Source organism: Microbacterium xylanilyticum, from assembly GCF_054654695.1.
Map to the genome: position 1 here is coordinate 3,411,192 of NZ_BAAIEN010000002.1, position 20,349 is coordinate 3,431,540.

15 protein-coding genes are annotated in these 20,349 nt (G+C 72.2%); 5 read left to right on the forward strand and 10 right to left on the reverse strand.

Going from position 1 to position 20,349, the window contains the following annotated elements:
* Positions 1-59 precede the first annotated feature (59 nt).
* From ACYQ1L_RS17025 to ACYQ1L_RS17055, 7 genes are all read right to left on the reverse strand, one after another.
* Positions 60-1,028: an aldose 1-epimerase family protein gene (locus ACYQ1L_RS17025; protein WP_460005200.1), complete on the reverse strand. Its 969-nt coding sequence runs from the start codon at positions 1,026-1,028 to the stop codon at positions 60-62.
* A gap of 98 nt (positions 1,029-1,126) precedes the next feature.
* Positions 1,127-2,650, reverse strand: a complete 1,524-nt coding sequence (araA, locus tag ACYQ1L_RS17030) for an L-arabinose isomerase (protein WP_460005201.1) — start codon at positions 2,648-2,650, stop codon at positions 1,127-1,129.
* Between the two features lie 66 nt (positions 2,651-2,716).
* Positions 2,717-4,321: a xylulokinase gene (locus tag ACYQ1L_RS17035; RefSeq protein ID WP_460005202.1), complete on the reverse strand. Its 1,605-nt coding sequence runs from the start codon at positions 4,319-4,321 to the stop codon at positions 2,717-2,719.
* Entirely contained in the window at positions 4,318-5,040 is a 723-nt protein-coding gene (locus ACYQ1L_RS17040) for an L-ribulose-5-phosphate 4-epimerase (RefSeq protein ID WP_460005203.1), read from the reverse strand. The genes ACYQ1L_RS17035 and ACYQ1L_RS17040 overlap by 4 nt, the downstream gene beginning before the upstream one ends.
* Positions 5,041-5,268: 228 nt before the next feature.
* On the reverse strand, positions 5,269-6,099 hold the full coding sequence (locus ACYQ1L_RS17045) for a hypothetical protein (RefSeq protein WP_460005204.1): 831 nt from the start codon (positions 6,097-6,099) through the stop codon (positions 5,269-5,271).
* 284 nt (positions 6,100-6,383) lie between these two features.
* Positions 6,384-7,460, reverse strand: a complete 1,077-nt coding sequence (locus tag ACYQ1L_RS17050; RefSeq protein WP_460005205.1) for a LacI family DNA-binding transcriptional regulator — start codon at positions 7,458-7,460, stop codon at positions 6,384-6,386.
* A 227-nt stretch (positions 7,461-7,687) separates the two neighbouring features.
* Entirely contained in the window at positions 7,688-8,935 is a 1,248-nt protein-coding gene (locus tag ACYQ1L_RS17055; protein ID WP_460005206.1) for an FAD-binding protein, read from the reverse strand.
* A 101-nt stretch (positions 8,936-9,036) separates the two neighbouring features.
* Here ACYQ1L_RS17055 and ACYQ1L_RS17060 point away from each other — a divergent pair, with 101 nt between their 5' ends.
* The 5 genes from ACYQ1L_RS17060 (at position 9,037) to arfA (ending at position 15,027) form a co-directional block, all read left to right on the forward strand.
* Positions 9,037-10,083: a LacI family DNA-binding transcriptional regulator gene (locus ACYQ1L_RS17060; protein WP_460005207.1), complete on the forward strand. Its 1,047-nt coding sequence runs from the start codon at positions 9,037-9,039 to the stop codon at positions 10,081-10,083.
* 213 nt (positions 10,084-10,296) lie between these two features.
* Complete coding sequence (locus ACYQ1L_RS17065; protein ID WP_460005208.1) at positions 10,297-11,628, forward strand: extracellular solute-binding protein; 1,332 nt, start codon at positions 10,297-10,299, stop codon at positions 11,626-11,628.
* A complete protein-coding gene (locus tag ACYQ1L_RS17070; protein ID WP_460005209.1) occupies positions 11,625-12,578 on the forward strand; it encodes a carbohydrate ABC transporter permease in 954 nt (317 codons plus the stop codon). Before ACYQ1L_RS17065 ends, ACYQ1L_RS17070 begins: the two co-directional genes overlap by 4 nt.
* Positions 12,575-13,471: a carbohydrate ABC transporter permease gene (locus ACYQ1L_RS17075; RefSeq protein ID WP_460005210.1), complete on the forward strand. Its 897-nt coding sequence runs from the start codon at positions 12,575-12,577 to the stop codon at positions 13,469-13,471. Before ACYQ1L_RS17070 ends, ACYQ1L_RS17075 begins: the two co-directional genes overlap by 4 nt.
* A 20-nt stretch (positions 13,472-13,491) precedes the next feature.
* Entirely contained in the window at positions 13,492-15,027 is a 1,536-nt protein-coding gene (gene arfA, locus ACYQ1L_RS17080; protein WP_460005211.1) for an arabinosylfuranosidase ArfA, read from the forward strand.
* A 113-nt stretch (positions 15,028-15,140) separates the two neighbouring features.
* On the opposite strand, the gene ACYQ1L_RS17085 is transcribed toward arfA, so the two are convergent.
* From ACYQ1L_RS17085 to ACYQ1L_RS17095, 3 genes are read right to left on the reverse strand one after another with little or no spacing between them, the layout of a single operon-like run.
* Positions 15,141-16,304 (reverse strand): ROK family transcriptional regulator, encoded by a 1,164-nt coding sequence (locus tag ACYQ1L_RS17085; RefSeq protein WP_460005212.1) that lies wholly within the window; start codon positions 16,302-16,304, stop codon positions 15,141-15,143.
* A 37-nt stretch (positions 16,305-16,341) separates the two neighbouring features.
* Positions 16,342-17,910 carry a glycoside hydrolase family 43 protein gene (locus ACYQ1L_RS17090; RefSeq protein ID WP_460005213.1) on the reverse strand — a complete coding sequence of 523 codons (1,569 nt, stop codon included), beginning with the start codon at positions 17,908-17,910 and terminating at the stop codon, positions 16,342-16,344.
* Positions 17,907-20,348, reverse strand: a complete 2,442-nt coding sequence (locus ACYQ1L_RS17095; RefSeq protein ID WP_460005214.1) for a beta-xylosidase/alpha-l-arabinosidase — start codon at positions 20,346-20,348, stop codon at positions 17,907-17,909. The genes ACYQ1L_RS17090 and ACYQ1L_RS17095 overlap by 4 nt, the downstream gene beginning before the upstream one ends.
* Between the last annotated feature and the right edge of the window lies 1 nt (position 20,349).

Sequence of the window (20,349 nt, forward strand, 5' to 3'; positions counted from 1 at the left end):
GCGGCGCGGCTCGATGGGCAGCTCTACCCGCCCCGCGGAGCCGCCGCCGCGTACCCGCCTCACCGCTGGAGGGCCTGGATGCGCCAGGAGGCGCGGTGCTCGGAGCCCGGGGAGAGCACCACGAGCCCGGCGCCCGAGGTGAACGCGTCCGGCGCGCAGGTCATCGGCTCGACCGCGAGCCCGATCCGGTGCGTGGCGGCGTCCGCCGGAGTGTCCGCCGTGTGGATCTGCACCCACGGACAGGCCGTGTCCCAGTGCAGGGCGACGCCACCGCCGTCGCCGTCGCGCACCTCCACGGTCGTGACGCCGTCGGCGCTCGCCAGGGCGGTGAACGCGTGGTCGATGAAGGTGTCGCCGATGCGCCGCGGAGTGCGGAAGTCCCACTCCGGATGAGCGTCGACCGGTTCGAGGGCCACCGGGCTCAGCCGGTCGGGGCTGACCGTCAGCACGGCCGATGCGGGGAGCAGGAGCGTCCACCCGTTCACGGGTGCGGAGTCGTCGCGGGCGGGCCCTGCCACCAGGTAGGGATGCGGTCCGGTGCCCCAGGGTGCGGAATTCGCACCGAGGTTGCGTCCGGTCACGGTCTGCGTGAGACCGTCCGGGCCCAGACGGTACTCCACGACGACCTCGACGCGGAACGGGTACCCGGCCTGCGGCTCGATGGTCGTCGCGAGCACCACACGATCCGGATCCACGATGCGGTCCTCGAACGCGCTCCAGGCGACGAGCCCGTGCAGCGCCTGACCGCGCTCGGGCTCGGTGAGCGGCAGCTGATGCTCGACGCCGGCGAAGCGGTAGCGCCCGTCCACGATGCGGTTCGGCCACGGCGCGAGCGTCGCTCCACGGTAGTTCGGTCGCACCTCGTCTGCCGCGAACGGCACGACGAGGTCGCGCCCCTCGAACCGCAGCGCGCGCAGCGTCGCGCCCACCGAGGCGATGTCGGCCTCATAGCCGTGCGCCGCGAGCCGGATCTGCCGTCCGGAGCGCGGGATCAGGGCCTCCGACGCCGCACCCGTCGCAGCATTCACAGCGCGCGGCGTCCCTTCGACAGGCTCAGGGACCGGAAGTGCAGACTCAGGGACCGGGAGCGCAGGCTCAGGGACCGGGAGCGCCGGATCCGTCATCGTCACAGCCCCTGAGCCAGGCGGTAGTACGCCTGGTTCCAGCGCACCTGCTGCTGGAACGCCGGCAGCGTGGTGCTCTCGTCGATCACGAGCAGCTCGACCTCGGCCATCTCCGCGAAGTCGCGGAACGCCTCGATCCCCACCGCCGTCGACATCACGGTGTGGTGCGCGGCGCCCGCGGTCAGCCAGGCGGCTGCCGACGTGGTGAAGTCGGGCTGCGGCTTCCACACGGCGCGGCCGACCGGCAGCTTCGGCAGGGCGGCGCGCGGGGCGACGTTCTCCACGATGTTCGCAGTGAGGCGGAAGCGGTCGCGCATGTCGCTGAGCGCGACGACGACGGCGGATCCCGGATCCGCGGTGAACACCAGCCGCACCGGGTCGTCCTTGCCGCCGATGCCGAGCGGGTGGATCTCCAGCGACGGCTTCTGCGTGGTCAGCGACGGCGAGACCTCGAGCATGTGGGCGCCCAGGATGAGCTCGTCCCCGGGGGTGAGGTCGTAGGTGTAGTCCTCCATGAGGCTCGCACCGCCGGGCAGACCTGCGCCCATGACGTTCGCGATGCGCACGAGCACCGCGGTCTTCCAGTCGCCCTCGGCGCCGAAGCCGTACCCCTCGGCCATGAGCCGCTGCACGGCGAGGCCCGGGAGCTGCTTCAGGGCGCCCAGGTCCTCGAACGACGTGGTGAACGCGCTGAACCCGCCCTCCTCGAGGAACGACCGCAGACCCAGCTCGATCGCCGCGCCGTCGCGCAGCGACTGGTGCCGCTCGCCGCCCTTGCGCAGCTCGGGCACGACGTCGTAGAGCTCCTCGTACTCGGCGACGAGCGTGTCGATGTCGGCCTCGCCCGCCGCGGCGACCGCCTCGGCGAGCTCGTTCACGCCCCACGTGTTCACCTGCACGCCGAAGCGCAGCTCGGCCTCGGTCTTGTCACCCTCGGTCACGGCGACGTAGCGCATGTTGTCGCCGAAGCGGGCGAGCCTGAGGTCGCGGCTCGCGGCGAGACCGGCCGCCGCCCGCTGCCAGGTGCCGAGCTCGCGCTGCACGCGCGGGTCGGACGCATGGCCGACGATCGTCTTGCGCGGCACCCCGAGCCGCGTCTGGATGTAGCCGAACTCGCGGTCGCCGTGCGCGGCCTGGTTCAGGTTCATGAAGTCGAAGTCGATGTCGGCCCAGGGCAGCTCGACGTTGGCCTGGGTGTGCAGGTGCGCGAGCGGCTTCTGCAACGCGTCCAGGCCCGCGATCCACATCTTCGCGGGGCTGAAGGTGTGCATCCAGGCGATCAGGCCGATCACGCGGTCGTCGGCGTTCGCCTCGAGCGCGGTGCGCCGGATCGCGGCGGAGTCGGTGAGCACCGGCTTCCAGACGATGTGCACCGGCACGTCCCCGGCCGCATCCAGGATCCCGGCGATCTGCTGCGACTGCTCGGCGACCTGCGCGAGCGTCTCGGGGCCGTACAGGTGCTGACTGCCGGTGAGGAACCAGACCTCGTAGCCGTCGAGGGAGGTGGTGAGCGGGGTGCGGGTCATCGGGGTCTTCCGTTCATGGGATGCGGATCACGGATCCGCACGATCGTCGTTCGTGTCGTGGATGGTTCAGAGGGCGCTCACCGCGGCCGCCTCGACGGCGAGGCCGGCGCCGTAGCGGTCGAGGTAGGCGGCGAATCCGGAGACGTCGACCGGATCCGGATCCGCGACGGCGATGTCCGCCGACGCGAACACGCGCTGGTCGAGGTAGTCGCCGAGGCTCAGCGCGTCGGCGTGCGCGAGGTACGACGCGAGGACGGCGATCCCCCACGCCCCTCCCTCGGACGCGGCCTCGCCGACGGCGACGGGCGCGCCCAGGGCTCCGGCGAGGAACCGCTGCGCGACCCCGGCCGTGCGGAACATGCCCCCGTGCGCGAACATCCGGTCGAGTCGCACGCCCTCGGCGGCGAGCGTGCGCATGCCGAGCGCGAGCGTGCCGAACACGCCGTAGAGCTGCGCCCGCATGAAGTTCGCGAGGGTGAAGGCGCTGCCGGGCGTGCGCACGACCAGCGGCCGCCCCTCGGTGAGGCCGGCGATCGGCTCCCCCGCGAGGTGGTTGTAGGCGAGCACGCCGCCGGCGTCCGCCTCGCCGGAGAGCGCCTCGCGGAACAGCGCCTCGAACGCGGCGTCGTCGCTCACGGGCGCGCCGGCCGCCGCGGCGAAGCGCGTGAACAGCCCCGCCCAGGCGGCGAGCTCGCTGGCGCCGTTGTTGCAGTGCACCATGGCGACGGCGTCGCCCGACGGCGTGGTGACGAGGTCGATCTCGTGGTGCACTCCGGCCAGCGGACGCTCCAGCACGACCATGGCGAAGATGCTCGTGCCGGCGCTGACGTTGCCGGTGCGCGGGGCGACCGCGTTGGTGGCGACCATGCCTGTGCCGGCATCGCCCTCGGGCGGACACAGCGGGATCCCGGGGGCGAGGGAACCGGACGGATCCAGCAGCAGCGCGCCCTCTGCCGTGAGCGTGCCGGCCTCGGCACCCGCAGGCAGCACCGCGGGCAGCAGCTCGACGAGCGGGGCGGGCAGCCGCGCCCCGGCGAGCGCGTCGTAGGCGGCGACCATGGCGGCGTCGTAGCCACCGGTCACCGCATCGATCGGGAACATGCCGGACGCGTCGCCGACCCCGAGCACGCGCCGCCCGGTCAGGCGCTCGTGCACGTAGCCGGCGAGGGTGTTCACGCTCGCGATCCGCGGCACGTGCTCCTCGCCGTCGACGACGGCCTGGTGCAGGTGCGCGATCGACCAGCGCAGCGGGATGTTGACGCCGAGCAGGTCGGCGAGCTCGGCCGCCGCGACCGACGTGCTGGTGTTGCGCCAGGTGCGGAACGGCACGAGCAGCTCGCCGGCCGCGTCGAAGGCGAGGTAGCCGTGCATCATGGCGGAGATCCCGAGCGCGCCGAACGTCGTCGGCCGCACGCCGTAGCGGTCGTGGACGTCCGCGACCAGGGCGGCGTAGGCCTCCTGGAGCCCGGCCCAGACGGCGTCGACGTCGTAGGTCCACAGCCCGTCCTCGAGCCGGTTCTCCCAGGAGGAGGATCCGCTCGCCAGCACGACGGCGGGATCGGATCCGATCAGGCACGCCTTGATGCGGGTGGATCCGAGCTCGATCCCGAGGCTCGTCCGTCCCGCGAGGATGTCGTCGCGGGCGCTCCCTGAGCTGCGTCGCAGGGTCATCGGCGGGCGTCCGTGTTCTGGCCGTACACGTTCTGGTAGCGGTCGAAGAGGCTGTCGATCGCGTCCTGCGGCAGCGGGATGAGCGGGCCGGCTTCGCGCGCATGGTGCACGGTGCGCGCGACGTCCTCGACCATGACGGCGGCCTTGACCGCGTCCTTCGCGTCCACGCCGATCGTGAACGGTCCGTGGTTCTGCATGAGCACCGCACGGCTGCGGTGCTCACGCAGAGTCTGCACGATCCCGCGGCCGATCGAGTCGTCGCCGATGATCGCGAACGGGCCGACGGGGATCGGCCCGCCGAACTCGTCGGCCATCGCGGTGATCACGCAGGGGATCTCCTCGCCGCGCGCCGCCCAGGCCACGGCGTAGGTGGAGTGGGTGTGAACGACCCCGCCGACCTCGGGCATGTGCCGGTAGACGTAGGCGTGCGCGGCGGTGTCGCTCGAGGGGCTGCGGTCGCTGCCCGGAGTGCCGGGGATCGCGGCGCCGTCGAGGTCGCAGAGGATCATGTTCTCCGGCGCCAGGTCGTCGTAGCTCACACCGGAGGGCTTGATGACGAACAGATCCTGGCTCGGGTCGTCGCCCACGCGGACCCGCCCCGACACGTTGCCGCCGGTCCAGACCACCAGCCCGTAGCGGACCAGCTCGGCGTGCAGCCGGGCGACGTCGGCGCGCACGGCGGCGATGGCCTGCTCGACCTCGGGGGCGAAGGGGGTCATGCGGATCCTCTCGTGACGGCCGAGGCTCGTCCTGGGCGACTGTGACCGGTCACGGTCATTGTGACACCGCCGCGACCGGCACGTCAAGACCGCGAGGGTGGCAGGGCGCTGGAATCGTTCAGGTCGCAATAACTGCGGTTCCCGCTCCCGGGTAGAGCCGAAATTGCGACCTGAAGGCCGACGAACAGCCGAAACAGGGCCGCGGAACGTGCCACGAGACCCGTCGAATCAGCGGCTGAGCGCCCGGCATATCCGCCGGAGAAGCGCCTCAGGCGACCTCAGCGACTCCGCCGTCACATCGATGATGACCCATCCGGCGGCGCGCAGTCGTGCCGCCCGTTCGACATCCGCACCCCACGAATCCGCGTGCTGCCGACCGTGATACTCGACCGCGACCTTCTGCGCGAAGAAGACCATGTCCCAGCAACCGAGGAACCCGCCGTCCTCATCGAAGAGGTCGATGTTGAGCGCCGGCTCGGGGATCCCGGAACTCACGAGCAGATATCTCAGTTCCGACTCGCGAGGCGACCAAGCGTCCTCGCGGATCCACATGATCGCCTCCCGAAGCCGCGCGGCGCCGATCCTGCGCCCTGCCGACATCGCGGCGTTCAGTTCGCTGACCGTCGCGAACGGCGCGCGGCCCACATCACGGCGCCCCACCCCGGGCCGCCAAGCCCGGCAGAAGTAGTCGCCGAGCGCGACGAGCGCCGACACCGAGTGCGCCCCCGATTGCGCCCAGGTCGACGAAGCGGTCGGAACGGCGAGGCCGGCGTGCGCGGTGACCACGACGAGGCGTGGGTCGCCGCGATGGTGCACGACCCCGTTCGTCCGCACCAGCGGCCGGTCGCCCATGGTGCTCACGTGCAGCGCAAGGTCGTCGCCGCGCGCGATCTCGCCGTCGCTCGTCCGCTCGAGGGGAAGGGGCGCCCCGTAGATCGCAGCCGCCGTGTCGTGGCTGAAGTACTGGCCCGGCCGGAGGCGCGGCGCGTAAAGCACCGCCCGCTCTATGCGCTCCCGGCGCTGGGCGGCGAAAGGATCCTCATCGTGCGCGAGGCCCATCGAGGCAGGACGTGCCCGCACTCCCGAAAACGGCCGGGTCAGGTCGGCGCTGCGCAGCCGCCCTGGCTTGATGTCAGCCGCCCGAGCATCACGGATCGTGAAGCTTGGCCCCAGATCATCGGGGAGTGGAATACGGCGCGGCACCCCTCCACCGTGGCAGTTCCGGCGGGCCCGTGCGGGTTGTCCACAGGAAGACGTCCGCCGCCGCGTTCAGGTCGCAATTTCTGCTCCAACCGCCTTCGGGAACAGCCGAAAGTGCGACCTGAGCGTCGTATGGCGTCGGCTCAGGCCGAGGGCGGAACCACCGAATCGCGCGCGATCAGCACGGGGGCGATCGGATCCGCCACTGCCGCGACCGCGGCCGCATCCGCCTCGGCCGCCGTGGCCGCGGACGCATCGGCCTTCACCTCGGTCGGGACGGTCGCCGGGCCGGATCCGCTGTCGGCGATGACGCGGGCCACCGCGCGCCGCGCGAGCTCCTCGAAGTCCTGCCGCACGGTTGTCAGGGGCGGCCAGGCGTAGGCGGCCTCGGGCACGTCGTCGAAGCCGACGATGCTGATCCGCTCGGGCACCGCGACGCCGGCGGCACGCAGGCCGCCGATCAGCCCGAGCGCCATCTGATCGTTCGCGGCGAACACCGCGGTCGCGCCCGACGCGATCACGGCGGATGCCGCCTCGTGCCCGGAGCGCGGGCTCCAGTCGCCGTCGAACACCGCCCCGGCGGGCAGGCCGCGCGCGGCGAGCTCCTCGGCGAACCCGGCTGCCCGGGCCTCCGCCTCGAGCCAGTCCGCGGGGCCGGCGAGGTGCGCGATCCGTTCGTGGCCGGCATCCGCCAGCGTCGCGACCGCCAGGCGTGCGCCGGCCCGCTGGTCCACGGTGAAGTCCGCACGCTCGGCGGCGTGCAGGATCACGGTGGGGATCCCGGTGCGCAGGGCGTCCAGCACGTCCAGGGTCCGCGCGTGCGGCGCGAACACGATCAGCCCGTCCACGGACTGCGCCCGCAGGTGCTCGATCGCGGCGGTCACCGACGCCTCGTCGCCGGAGTCGGCGAACGCCGCCGTGATCCAATAGCCGGCCGCGCGTGCGGAGGCCTCGATCGCGGCCATGCTCCGTGACGGACCGTACTGCAGCGCGTCCGACGCGAGCACGCCGATCGTGCGGGTGCGGTGCGTGCCGAGCGCGCGCGCCGCGTTGTTCATGCGGTAGCCGAGCTCCTCCATCGCCGCCACGACGCGAGCATGCGTCTCGGGCGCCACATCCGGATGATCGTTGAGCACGCGGGACACCGTCTGCCGCGAGACGCCCGCGCGCGCTGCGACGTCGCGCACTCCGACGGCGCGCTGCGGCTTCGACTCACTCACGCCTGTGAGTGTACGGGCCCGGGGCGCCGCCCTGCGGACGGTCCGGCACACGATGTCATGGATCCGGCCTATCGATCATCCGTCGCTTCAGGTCGCACTTTCTGCGGCAAACCACGTGCTGGAAGAGCAGATATTGCGACCTGAACGGATCCACGGGACCGAGAGCATCCCCGGATCCGAGAGCATCCCGGATCCGAGAGGATCCACCGGACCCGAGAGGATCGGCGTCAGAGCCCGAGCCGCTCCAGGTACGCGTTTCGGAAGCGGCCGGCGGGATCCATGCGGCCCACGAGGGCGGCGAAGTCGTCCCAGCGCGGGTAGCGGCGGCGGACCTCGGCCGGATCCAGCGTGGAGACCTTGCCCCAGTGCGGGCGGGCGGTGTCGGGCAGCGCCGCCTCGATCGCCGGCAGCAGCGCCTCGACGGCCGGCTGATCGCGGCGCCAGGTGAAGTGCAGACCGACCGCGGGCTCGCCGTAGGACGAGCTCAGCCACAGGTCGTCGGCGGCGACGGTGCGGATCTCGTTCACGAGCAGCAGCGGCGCGATCCGGTCGGACAGACCGCGCACCGCCTCGATCGCGCGCACCGCGTCGCGCCGGGGCACGAGGTACTCGCTCTGCAGCTCCTCCCCCGCCGACGGCGTGAACGCGAGACGGAAGTGGGGCAGCCTCTCGTGCCACGGCCCGGCCTCCCCCAGCTGCGGGGTGCACGCCTCCGCCGGGGCACCGAGGATCGGATGCCGCGCGACCGTGGCCGGGGTCGTGCCGAGCCGTGCCAGCAGCGCCTCATCGAGGGCGGCGCCGTCGGCGCGGTTCTTGACCCACAGTTGGTCGGCGCGGTCGCGGTCGGTCCAGCGGCTGAAGACGCTCACGCTGGTGCCGAGCGCGGTGACCCGGTCGAACTCGGCGAGGAGCGCATCCCAGTCCGGCCCCTCGTGCACGGTCTGCGCGACGTCGTACGTCGGCTCCACGTCGAGCTCCAGCTCCACCATGAGCCCGAGCGCGCCGAGCGAGACGACGGCGCCGTCGAAGTCGGCGTCGCCCCGGCGCAGCGTGCGCTCGCCGTCGGGGCCGGCGAAGGTGACCGCGCGGACGGCCGTGGCGAGCGATCCGATCGCGTCGCCGGATCCGTGCGTGCCGGTGGAGACCGCGCCGGCCACCGAGATGTGCGGCAGCGAGGCGAGGTTGCCGAGGGCGAGCCCGCGACGGTGCAGCTCCGCGCCGAGCTCGCCGTAGCGCATCCCGCCGGACACGCGCACCACGTCGGACGCCGTCTGCTCCACGACCGCGGGCATGGCGCCGAGGTCGATGAGGGTGCCCGTGGTGTCGGCGATGCCGCTGAAGCTGTGGCGAGACCCCAGCGGACGCAGCGGACCCGGTGTCTCGAGTGCTCGATCGAGTTCGTCGCGGGTGCGCGGGCGCACCACTGCCGCCGCGCGGTACGACACGTTTCCGGCCCAGTTCGTCTCGTTGCCCATCGGCACATCCTAGGGGCCGACACCCTCCCTGCAGATCGCGTGTTACATCGATAGAAGCCGCGTAGCCGGGTCCGCGCGTCCCGCGGGCATAGGCTGAGCGCATGGGAGGCAGCACGCGCGCAACCATGCGCGACGTCGCATCGCTGGCCGGCGTCTCGGCGAAGACCGTGTCGAACGTCGTCACCGGCGCCGCCTTCGTGCGCGACGACACCCGGGAGCGCGTCGAGCAGGCGATGCGCAAACTCGACTTCGTCCCCAATCTGAGCGCCCGGAGCCTGCGCAACGGGCGCTCCGGCGTGATCGCCCTCGCACTCCCCTACCTGGCGACCTCGTTCTCCGCGGAGCTGCTCGACCACATCGTGCAGGCCGCGCGCGTCAAGGGCCTCGCCGTACAGGTCGAGCAGACCGGATCCGAGCCGCGTCGCGAACGCGAGCTGCTCTCCCGCGCCCGCGCGCACCTCGTCGACGGCCTGATCCTGAACCCGATCCGGTTGGAGGACAGCGCCCTCACCGACGACGACCGCCAGCTGCCCGTGGTGCTCATCGGCGAGGTCGAGCACCAGCTCGCCGACCATGTCGGCATCGACAGCGTCGCCGGCGCCACGGAGATGACCGGGCACGTGATCGCCCGCGGCGCGCGCCGCATCGCGGTCGTCGGCGGCGACGACCAGCACGCGATCGCGACCGCCACGAGCCGGCTCCGGCTGCAGGGCGTGCGCCAGGCCCTCGCCGAGGCGGGGCTTCCCGCGGATCCCCGGCTCACCGCGAACCACGCGGACTGGACCATGAGCGGCGGAGCGGCGGCGATGACCGAGCTGCTCGATCGGGGCATCCCGTTCGACGCCGTCATCGGCTTCACCGACACCCTCGCCGCGGGCGCGCTGCACGTGCTGCATGAGCGCGGGATCCGCGTGCCGGACGACGTCCTGGTGACCGGCTTCGACGACGTGGAGCTCTCCCGCTTCACCGGGCCCGCGCTGTCGACCGTGCAGATCGACCGCGCCCTGTTCGCGACCGCCGCGGTGGACCTGCTCGTCGAGCGGATCGCGGATCCGACCGGCACGCCCCGTTCCGTCACCGTGCCGCACCGGCTCCTCATCCGCGACAGCACCGCCGCCTCGCCTCGCGGCTGGACCCCGGAGCACTGACCAGCGGGATCCCGCCCCGGCTCAGGTCGCACTTTCGGCGGCAAAACTCCCCAGGAACCGCAGATTTCGCGACCTGAACGGATCCGGACCGCCCCCGGGGAAGGCCGCCCGGGCGACACGGGTCCGTGACCGGTCTCAGAAGAAGTCTTGCGTCGCCCATTTCATCGATGTAATGATGTCGGAGTTCCCCCGATCGTCCACGAAGGAGTGACGATGACCCCACCTCTCGATCTGAACCGGCGGCAGTTCCTCGGCGCCGCCGGTCTCACCGCCTCCGCGGCGCTGCTCGCCGGCTGCGCCCCCGCTGCGGCCACCACCGGACCGCGCACGCTGCAGTTCTGGCACCTGCTGTCCGGCGGCGACGGCGTCACCATGTCGGGCCTGCTCGACGCGGCGAACGGCAAGCAATCCGCCTACCGGATCCGCCCCACCGTGCTCGCCTGGGGCACGCCGTACTACACGAAGCTCGCCATGGCCGCGGCCGGCGGCCGGGCGCCGGACGTGGCGATCATGCACGCCACGCGCGTGCTGGGCTGGGCACCGGGCGGCCTGCTGGACGCCTGGGACACGACGCGCCTGGCGGATCTCGGCGTCGACGCGTCGACCTTCCCGGATCCGATCTGGAAGAAGGGCGAGGTCGACGGGAAGCGTCTCAGCATCGCGCTCGATGCCCACCCCTTCGTCCTGATGTACAACACGGACATCTGCCGCAAGGCCGGAATGCTCGGCCCGGACGGCCGACTCAAGGAGGCGACGAGCCCTGACGAGTTCCTCGCCATGGTCGACGCGGTCGCCGGCGTGACCGGCGGGCACGGCCTCTCCTACGGGTACCTCGGCGACGGGTCCCAGATGTGGCGTCTGTTCTACACGTTCTACACGCAGCACGGGATCGAGATGGAGATGCCGCAGGGTGGTCCTGCGGTGATCGACAAGGATGCGGCCGTCGCGTCGCTGGAGTTCATGCAGAAGCTCCTCGACGGCAAGCGCGCGGCGAAGCAGGCCGACTACGGCACCGCCGTGGCGGAGTTCGCCGGCGGCAAGAGCGGCATGTTCCTCAGCGGCGTGTGGGAGCTGCGCACGATGCAGGCCGCGAAGATCCCCCTCGACATCGCGATGATCCCGCCCGTGTTCGGCACCCGCACCGCCTACGCCGACTCGCACTCGTTCGTGCTGCCGCACCAGTCGCACCCCGACGCCGCGAGCCGCGACCTCGTCTACCGCTTCGTGGCCGACCTGCTCAAGGGTTCCTACGGCTGGGCGGAGGCGGGGCACATCCCCGCGTACCTGCCGGTCACCCAGGCGCCGAAGTACGCGGACCTGCTGCCCCAGGCGCACTACGCGGAAGCCGCGAAGTTCGTCCGCTACGACCCGCCCGCGTGGTTCACCGGATCCGGATCCAACTTCCAGGGCCAGTTCGGCGCAGCCGCGCAGCCCGCCCTTCTCGGCGGGGGCAGCGCCGCCGACGCCGTGTCCCGCTTCGAGGACGCGGTGAAGCGCTTCCTCGCCCAACCCAACCCCGCCGACCCGGAAGGAGCACGGAGATGACCACGACGGCTCCCACCACCACGACCATCGTCACCGGGCGCGCGGCGACCCGCGCCACCCGCCGGCACGCCGGCGGCGGCCACCGCGGCGAGCAGCTGATCGGCTGGGCGTTCCTCGCGCCGTTCCTGATCGCGTTCGCCCTGTTCCTCGTCTGGCCGATCCTGCACGGCCTGTATCTGAGCTTCACCGACCAGTCCCTCACCGGATCCGGCGGCGGCTTCGTCGGCGTCGCGAACTACGTCGAGGCCCTCGGCGATCCGGTGATGTGGGGCGCGTTCGGCAACACGGTGTGGTTCACGCTGCTGTCGACGATCCCGCTCGTCGTGATAGCGCTGCTGATGGCGGTGCTCGTCGACCGCGGCCTTCCCGGCCAGTGGCTGTGGCGGCTGTCGTTCTTCATGCCGTATCTGCTGGCCTCCACGGTCATCTCGCAGATCTGGATCTGGATCTTCAACCCGCAGATCGGCGCGGCGAACAACGTGCTGAAGGCTTTCGGCCTGGAGCCGATCGCCTGGCTGCAGGATCCGAAAGTCAACATGCTCGCGATCGTGATCGCCACGGTGTGGTGGACGGTGGGCTTCAACTTCCTGCTCTACCTCGCGGCCCTGCAGAACATCCCGCAGCAGCAGTACGAGGCGGCGTCCCTGGACGGCGCGGGCGGCTGGCGGCAGTTCTGGTCGATCACGCTCCCCCAGCTGGGACCTGCCACGACGCTCATCGCGCTGCTGCAGATCCTCGCGTCGCTCAAGCTGTTCGACCAGGCGTACCAGATGCTCGGCGGCCTCTCCAGCGACACCACCCGCTCGATCGTGCAGTACATCTACGAGACCGGCTTCGTCGGCTACCGGTTCGGCTACTCCGCCGCGATCTCGTACGTGTTCTTCGCGATCATCATCATCCTCGGCGTCGCGCAGGCGCTGATCACCCGTCGGCGGAAGGACGCCCGATGACCACTGCGACCCGCACCCTCGTCGCCCCGGGCGCCGCGCGCGTCCGCACCCGCCGGCCGATCGGCCGCCGCTTCACCGTCCTGACCGTTCTCGCGTTCGCGGTGCTGCTGATCCTCGCGATCGGCTGGCTGCTGCCGTTCCTGTGGGCGGTCGCGACGGCGTTCAAGACCGAGACCGACGCCGCCTCCGGCGACCCCGGCTGGATCGGCGCGAGCGGACCGACCGTGCAGGCGTTCTCCGCGATCCTCACGCAGGGCAACGTGTACCTGTGGGCGTGGAACAGCCTGTGGACCGCGACCGCCGTGACCGTCCTCACCGTGACGATCTCGGCCCTGGCCGCCTACGCGTTCTCCCGGCTCGACTTCCGCGGGCGGAGGTGGCTGTTCGTCGTCATCATCGCCGCGATCGTGGTGCCGCCGCAGGTGCTGATCATCCCGCTGTTCTACGAGATGCTCGCCTTCAACCTCGTCGACACGCACTGGGGCCTCATCCTGCCGCAGGTCGTGGCGCCGGCGATGGTGTTCATCCTGAAGCGGTTCTTCGACGCGATCCCGATCGAGCTCGAGGATGCGGCACGCGTCGACGGAGCCAGCAGGCTGCGGGTGTTCTGGTCGATCGTGCTGCCGCTCAGCCGCCCCATCCTCGCCTCCGTCGCGATCTTCGTGTTCATCGGCGCATGGAACAACTTCCTGTGGCCGTTCCTCGTGATCAACGACACCAGCCTGATGACCCTGCCGGTCGGCCTGCAGACGGTCATCAGCGCCTACGGCGTGCAGTACGCCCAGGTCATGGCGCAGGCCGTGCTCGCCGCACTGCCGCTGATCATCGTGTTCCTCATCTTCCAGAAGCAGATCGTCAAGGGAGTCGCGACCAGCGGCTTCGGCGGTCAGTGACCCGACCCGAAAGGATCCCCATGGCCCACGCACGCATCACCATCGCCCGCGATTTCACGATCGCCGAGGTCCCCCGCCGCCTGTTCGGCCAGTTCGTCGAGCACATGGGCCGCTGCGTCTACACCGGCATCTACGAGCCCGGACATGCGACGGCGGACGCGCGCGGGTTCCGCACCGACGTGCTCGAGCTCGTGCGCGAGCTCGGCCCGACGGTGGTCCGCTACCCCGGAGGGAACTTCGTCTCCGGGTACCGCTGGGAGGACGGGGTCGGCCCCGTAGCCGATCGCCCCGTGCGCATGGACGGCGCCTGGCACACCATCGAGACGAACGCGTTCGGCCTGCACGAGTTCATGGACTGGTCGCGGGAGGCCGAGGTCGAGGTCATGGAGGCCATCAACCTCGGCACCCGCGGCGTCGAGGAGGCGCGTTCGCTCGTCGAGTACGCGAACCACCCCGGCGGCACGTACTGGTCGGATCTGCGCCGTCGCAACGGCGCCGAGGATCCGTTCGGCATCAAGCTGTGGTGCCTCGGCAACGAGCTGGACGGCCCGTGGCAGATCGGGCACAAGACGGCGCACGAGTACGGCCGGCTCGCACAGGAGACCGCCAAGGCGATGAAGCTCGTGGATCCTGAGATCGAGCTCGTCGCGGTCGGATCCTCGAACCGCGGCATGCCCACCTTCGGCACCTGGGAGCACACCGTGCTCACGCACGCCTACGACGAGGTGGACTACATCTCGATGCACGCGTACTACCGGGAGCAGAGCGGCGACGCCGCGTCGTTCCTCGCCGAGGCCGTCGACATGGACGCGTTCATCGACGGCGTGGTCGCCACCATCGACGCGGTCAAGGCGGCGGGCAAGCACTCGAAGGAGGTGAACATCTCCTTCGATGAGTGGAACGTGTGGGACTTCGATCGGTTCAACGACGTCGAGGAGGGCGAGGTGGCCGCGGCCGGCTGGCGCGAGCATCCCCGCCTCATCGAGGACACGTACAACGTCACGGACGCCGTGGTGGTGGGCACCTTCCTGCACAGCCTGCTGCGGCACGGCGACCGGGTGAAGATCGCGAACCAGGCGCAGCTCGTCAACGTCATCGCGCCGATCCGCTCCGAGGAGGGCGGGCCCGCGTGGCGGCAGACGACGTTCTGGCCGTTCGCCCGGATGGCGCGGATGGCGCAGGGCCGGATCATGCGACTCGCCGTATCGTCCACGAAGGGCGCGACCGAGAAGTACGGCGACGTGGACGAGGTGGATGCCGTAGCGACGTGGGACGAGGCGTCGGGCCGGCTCGCCCTGTTCATCGCGAACCGCTCGCTGGACTCGGAGGCGACCGTCGACCTCGACCTGCAGGGCCTGCGCGCGACCGCGGTCCGCTCGGCGGAGGTGCTCACGGTGCCCGAGGGCGGCGACCGGTTCACCGCGAACCTCGAGGAGACGCCGGACGCGGTCGGCCTGCGGCCGCTGGACGGCGTGGCCGTCGATGACGGCGCGGTGCGCCTGACCCTGCCTGCGCTGTCCTGGTCGGCGGTGGAGTTCGACGTCACCCGGAGCTGACCCGGCCACGCCCTTCGTCTCGTCGCTGCGCTCCTCGCTCAGGGACCGGTTGAAACGCCCGGTTCCTGAGCGAGCGCAGCGAGACGAAGGACGCCCGACGCCCCCGGAAGGGGTCAGCCGAGCGGATCCGCGAGCAGCCGTTCGAAGGCCGCGTCCGCGGCGCCGATCAGCAGGCGGTCCGCGCCGAGCGCGGCGGCGGAGATCTGCAGGCCCTCGGCCGATGCGGCGAGCGCGCGGCGCCGGACCTCGTCGTCGAAGGCCTCCGGATCCAGGTCCCGCAGGATCGCGAGGAAGCCGCCCAGCACGATCATCGCCGGGTTCAGCACGTTCACCGCGTTGCCGAGCGTGGCGGTGAGGATGCGCCGCTGCCGCGCGACCTCGGCGGCCGCACCGGAGCCCGCACCGGAGCCCGCCAGCGTCGCCCGGAGCTCCTCGTCGTCCGGCTCGGCGAGACCCGTCGCCTGCACCAGCCGCGCACGATTCACCTCGTCCTCGAGCACGCCGCCCTCCGCGCGCCGGTCCGCCGCGTCCGCGACGCTCGCGGCGGTCTGGCCCCACTCCCCCGCGTACCCGCCGACGCCGCCGATGAGCGTGCCGTGCAGGATGAGGCCGCCGCCGATGCCGCTCGCGCCGCCGTTCAGGTACACCACGTCCTCGTGCTCCCTGGCCGCGCCGAACAGCCGCTCGGCACGCGCGCCGAGCGAGGCATCGTTGCCCACGACGACGTCGACGCCCAGGACGGCGCGGAGGGGGCCGGCGATGTCGGCGTCGCGCCAGAGGAGGTGCGGGGCGAACCGCACCAGGCCGTCCGACGCGCGCACGAGCCCGGGGACGGCGACGCCGACGCCCGCGATGCGGCAACCGCGCAGCACTCCGCCGCGCCACTCGCCCACGACGCGGTCCACGATCTCGACGACGTCCGCGACCTCCGGCTGCTCGACCGGGATCCGCACCCGCTCCCGCACCGCGCCGCCGAGTGAGACCGCGCCGATCTCGACGGCGTCGATCTCGGGGTTGACGCCGATCGCGACCACGTCCGGACTCGGCACGACGACCGGCGACGGGCGCCCCACACGCCGCGTGGGATCGGGCTCGTGCTCCTCGACGAGGCCCGCCTCGACCAGCCGCCCGACCAGATCGGACACGGTGGAGCGGTTCAGCCCGGTCTCCCCGGTGATCACGGCCCGCGACCGCGGCCCCGAGTGATGCACGAGACGCAGGACTTCGGCGAGATTGGTGCGCCGCACCCCTTCGACGGTCGTGGCGCGTTGGTTCATGCGTCGTCTCGCTTCCTGCACGCGGTGGGACTCCAGGCTACCGATCGCCGCTCCCCCCGCGCGCAGGCGCGTACTCGAACCGCGTGATGCGCACCTCGCCCCGCGGCTCCGCGCCGGCGCTCGTGGCGCAGACCCCGATCCACAGCCCGAGGAACCCGCCCGTCGACGAGGCGTCGAGCTCGCGCCCGTCGGCCTCGATCACGTCGGCATCTCCGCAGCGGAGCGCGTAGTCGAACCCCCGGCCGCGCAGGGACAGCTCCACCTCGTCCGCCTCGGGCAGCGCGCCGATCTCCCGCTGCTCGGTCTCCCCGCCGTGGCAGCGGTCGGACGCGAGGCGCAGTCCGTCCGGCGTGCGGGTGACGGCGACCGCGACGTGGTCCTGCTCCGACTGCCGCAGCACGAGGCCGGCGCTCTCGCCCTCGGCGAGACCGCGCACGTCCAGCACGCAGCGCACGTCGACGTCCGCGTGCTGCTGGCGCACCCCGAGGAACGCCGGCGACGACGCGTCGTGCAGGGTCGCCGCGCGCACAGGCATCCGCCAGGCGTCGCCGTCCGCCGCCGCGACCTCCGCAGGCAGGACGCGCAGCGCCGTCCACCGGGGATCGGACGGGGTGACGACGCCCGCCACGCGGTCGTCGGGCTGCCAGGATCCGGACGGCGCGTCCTCGCTCGCCCAGGGGATCGGCACCGTCGCGGGCAGCAGCCCCTCGCCCGGGGCGAACACGGGCCAGCCGTCCTCCCACGCCACCGGGCAGAGGAACGTCTCCCGGCCGAGCGGGTAGTGCCGGCCGTCCTCGGCGCGCATCGCGAGCATCACGGCGAGCCAGGATCCGTCCGGCGCCTGCACCAGGTCGGCGTGACCGGCGCCGATCACCGGACTCGTCCGCCCCAGGTGCCGATGCGTGAACACCGGGTTCGCGCGGTTGCCGCCGTACGGACCGGTGATCTCGTCGGCGCGCGCCACGCTCACCGCATGGTGGAACTCGGTGCCGCCCTCGGCCGCGAGCAGGAGCCAGCCGTCGTCGAGCCGGTACAGGTGCGGACCCTCGGCCCACACCGCGCCGCGCACGGCGCCGCGCCAGATCACGTGCTCGTCGCCGATGAGGGCCCGCTGCTCCGGCGAGTACTCGCGCACCCAGACCTCGGTCTGGTGGTGCCACTCGGGCTCGGCAGCGAGGCGGGTGCCGTGCACCCAGACGCGCCCCTCGTCGTCGAAGGCGATCGACGGATCGATGCCCACGGCGTCGAGCATCACGGGATCGCTCCACGGGCCCGCCGGGTCGGTCGCCGTCACGAGGAAGTTGCCGCCTCGGGACGGATCCTCCCGGTCGACGAGCGTGCACGCGACCCAGAACAGTCCGCGCCCGTGCCGGATGGTCGGTGCGTAGAGGCCGCCGGAGGATCCGATCCCGTCGAAGTCCAGCATCCCGGGGCGGTCGATCACATGCCCGACGGTCTCCCAGCGCACCAGATCCCGCGAGCGCAGCACCGGCAGTCCCGGCAGGTACTCGAAGGTCGAGGTGACCAGGTAGTACCACTCGCCCACCCGGCAGATCGACGGATCCGGATGGCAGCCGGAGAGGATGGGGTTCGCGACCTGGATCACGCGATCGACACCGCCACCTGCCGGGCGTCCGCCGCGCCGACCTCGTGCACATCGCCGGTCAGCTGCACCGGCAGCGGCGCCGTGGCCGCGCCGGGGAGCACCCGGTGCACCTGCGCCCGCTCGTTGGAGATGGCGCCTCCGGTGACGTCGCCGACCTCGGCGCTCTCGGTCCCAGGGGCGGGCGCAGAGGCCTCGGCGTGCGCCGCCGCCCAGACGTGCACATCGCCGGGCTCGACGACCCGGGCCAGGGTGCGGTCGCTGAACGCGAACCGCGCGGCCGGCACGTCGAAGCGCAGCGTGCGGCGCTCGCCGGGGTCGAGCTCCACGCGGGCGTAGCCGAGCAGCTGCGCCACGGGCCGGGTGACGCTCGCGACGACGTCGCGTCCGTACAGCTGCACCACCTCGGCACCGCGCCGCGCGCCGGTGTTCGCGACGGTCACGGTCGCCGTGAAGGCGCCGTCGGTGCGGGCCTCGGCCGAGACCGCGAACCCCTCGTAGGCGAAGCTCGTGTACGACAGCCCGAACCCGAACGGCCGCAGCGGCGTCGGATCCGCCGAGGTCACCTCCGACGGACCGCCGAGGATCGGATGCAGATAGCTGTACGGCTGCGCGCCCGAGGATCGCGGCAGGCTCAGCGGAAGCCGCCCCGACGGCGAGACCGCGCCGGTGATCACGTCGGCGATCGCGGTGCCGCCCTCCTCGCCGGGGAAGAAGGCCTGCAGCACGGCGCCGGGGCGCGCCGCGCCGTCGTCGAGCGCCCAGCCGATGGCGTAGGGGCGGCCGGAGAGCACGACCATGACGACCGGCGTTCCCGTCGCCACGACGCGCTCGACCAGCTCGCGCTGCACGCCGGGGAGGTCGAGGGATTCCGCGTCGTTGCCCTCGCCCACGGTGCCCCGCCCGAAGAGACCGGCCTGGTCGCCGACCACGACGATCGCGACGTCGGCGTCGGCGGCGGCGCGCTCCGCCTCGGCGAAGCCCGAGGTGTCGGCGCCCTCGACGTCGGCGCCGCGCACGTGCACGAGCTCCGCGTCGGGCACGGCGGCGGCGAGCGCCTCGCGCACCGTCGGGATGGCGATCCCCGTCTCGAACTCGGGGTGGTGCGCGAGCACGTGGTTCGCGAAGGAGTAGCAGCCCTGCAGGGCGTCGGAGCGGTCGGCGTTCGGACCGATCAGCGCGATGCGCCGCGCGGACGCCGCCAACGGCAGGACGCCGTCGTTCGACAGCAGCACGAGCGATTCCGCGGCCAGCCGCCGGGCGACGTCGCGGTGCCGTGGCGTGTCGAGGTCGATCTCGGCGGGAGGCTCGTCCTCGAAGGCGCCGGGGTGGAGGAGGCCGAGCTGCTCCTTCTGCGTCAGCACCCGGATCACGGCCCGGTCGAGGTATGCCTCGGCGATCGCGCCGCTGCGCACCCGCTCGACCAGCGGCTCGAGGTAGGCGTCACCCGACGGCAGCTCGACATCGATCCCGGCCCGCAGCGCGAGCGCCGCGGCCTCGCCGCGGTCCGCGGCGACGGCGTGCATGACCTCGAGGAAGGCCACGGCGAAGTAGTCGGCGACGACGACCCCGTCGAAGCCGAGCCGCTCCCGGAGCAGGCCGGTGAGCAGCGCCGGATCCGACGCCACCGGCACGCCGTCGATCTCGGCGTAGCTGTTCATCACGCTGCGCACGCCGCCGTCGCGGATCGCCATCTCGAAGGGCGGCAGGAACACGTCCGCCACCTCGCGCGGCCCTGCGTGCACCGGAGCGTGGTTGCGGCCGGCGCCGGAGCCGGAGTACCCGAGGAAGTGCTTCAGGGTGGCGTGCACCCCGGCCGACTGCAGGCCCTGGACGTAGGCGGTGCCGATGGTGCCGACGAGATACGGGTCCTCGCCGATGCACTCGTCGACGCGCCCCCACCGCGGGTCGCGCACGACGTCCAGCACCGGCGCGAGCCCCTGGTGGATGCCGAGGCCGCGCATCGATTCCCCGATGAGCGCACCCATCTCGGCGACCAGATCGGGATCGAACGAGGCGCCCCACGCCAGCGGCGTCGGGAAGGTCGCGGCCTTCCACGCGGCGAGTCCGGTCAGGCACTCCTCGTGCACGAGCGCGGGGATGCCGAGCCGCGTCTCGCGCTTCAGCCGGCGCTGCTCGGACCAGAGCCACGCTGCGCGCTCCGCAGGCTCGACGGGCCGAGTGCCGTACACGCGGGTGTAGTGGCCGATGCCGTCGCGGGTGACCTCGGCGAGCGTGTCGTGGCGGCCCGCCGCCGCCATCTCGTTCTGCAGCGGAGCCACGACCTCGCCGCCCTGGTCGAGCCAGTATCCGACGAGCTGCGCGGCCTTCTCCTCGAGGGTCATCCGGGCGAGCAGCTCGCCGACCCGCTCACCGGCGATCGGGAAGGCGGGAAGCTCCTCGCCCGCGACGACGGTCTCCAGCGACGTGTCCGAAGTCATG